This is a genomic window from Methylobacterium sp. D54C (assembly GCF_053345595.1).
Genome location: NZ_JBKFAK010000079.1, coordinates 1 through 1,467, shown reverse-complemented (window position 1 = coordinate 1,467; position 1,467 = coordinate 1). Strand labels below are relative to the sequence as shown.

General features: G+C 70.8%; 1 protein-coding gene. It reads left to right on the top strand.

Annotated features, from left to right (window positions below; genetic code table 11):
• The first annotated feature begins 97 nt into the window (after positions 1-97).
• The gene (locus ACLBYB_RS32545) at positions 98-1,450 is read left to right on the top strand and encodes an IS701 family transposase (RefSeq protein ID WP_447701346.1); all 1,353 of its coding nucleotides are present in this window, start codon (positions 98-100) and stop codon (positions 1,448-1,450) included.
• Positions 1,451-1,467: the final 17 nt, after the last annotated feature.

Below are 1,467 nucleotides of genomic sequence, written 5' to 3'. Positions count from 1 at the left end.
AGCTCGACTTTGGCCATTTGCGGCGCATCGAGTGGGCGGAGGTGACGAAGCGGGCGTGACGGATAGGCTGTCGGCGTCCCCGCCAAGAGACACCGCCATGTTGCCCCTGCCCACCCGCTTCGCCGGGATCATCCTGGCGTTCGCACCGCTGTTCGTCCACCGCTCGTGGCGACACGCCCAGAACCTGCTGGTCGGCGCGATCCTCACGCCGGGGCAGCGCACGGTGACAAGCGTCCTGCGCATCATCGGCCGCGCGCAGGAGCGGCGGTTTGTGAACGTCCACCGCATCCTCAACCGCGCTGCGTGGTGCCCGCGCTCCGGCAGCCGCATCCTGCTCTGTCTCCTCGTCGACACGTTCGCGCAACGCGGCCCCGTGGTCCTGGGACTGGACGACACGATCGAGCGCCGCCGCGGCAAGCGGATCGCGGCCAAGGGTATCTACCGTGATCCGGTTCGCTCCTCCGACAGCCACTTCGTCAAGGCGAGCGGGCTGCGCTGGATGAGCCTGATGTTGCTCGCCCCGATCCCCTGGGCGGGGCGCGTCTGGGCGCTGCCGTTTCTGACCGCGCTGGTGCCGTCCCAGCGCGCCTGTCGCGAACGCGGCCGTCGACACAAGCCGTTGCTCGACGTCGGGCGTCAACTCGCCCTCCAGGCGCGGCGCTGGCTGCCGAGGCGCGACCTCGTGGTGGTGGGCGACAGCGGCTTCTCGGCCTTGCTGTTCCTCGACGCGATGCGCCGCGCCCGCATCACGGCGATCACCCGCCTTCGGCTGGATGCTGCTCTCTACGAGCCGGCCCCGCCACGGCCACCGGGCACGATCGGACGCCCGCGGACCAAAGGCGCTCGACTGCCGACGCTCGCCGCGATCCTCGCGGCCAAGGACACGCGCTGGCACGCGGTCGTGGTGCCCGGCTGGTACGGGGCGGGCGAGCGCACCCTTGAGATCGCCTCCGGGACCGCCGTGTGGCGGCACGGCGGTCTGCCGGTCGTGCCGATCCGATGGGTGCTGGTGCGCGATCCCGAGAGCCGCTTTGCACCGCAGGCCCTGCTCTGCACCGAACCGATGCGCGAGCCCGCGCAGATCGTAGGGTGGTTCGTGCGGCGCTGGACCATCGAGGTCACCTTCCAGGAAGCGCGCGCCCATCTTGGGGTCGAGACGCAGCGGCAGTGGTCCGACACGGCGATCGCCCGCACCACGCCCTGCCTGCTCGCCCTGTTCTCGATCGTCACACTGCTGGCCGCACGCCTCTCGGCTCGCCAACGGCGACGCGTCGCGGCCGCCGCGTGGTACCCCAAACCGCGCCCGACCTTCGCCGATGCACTGGCCGCCGTGCGCTGTGCGATCTGGCGCGAGCGGACTTTGGCAACATCACGGCGCCGACGCGCCCGAACAAAACCCCGCTTCCGTTTGCCAGCGCCCTGGGCCTATGCGCTCTGCCACGCCGCATGAATGGCCAAAGTCGAGCT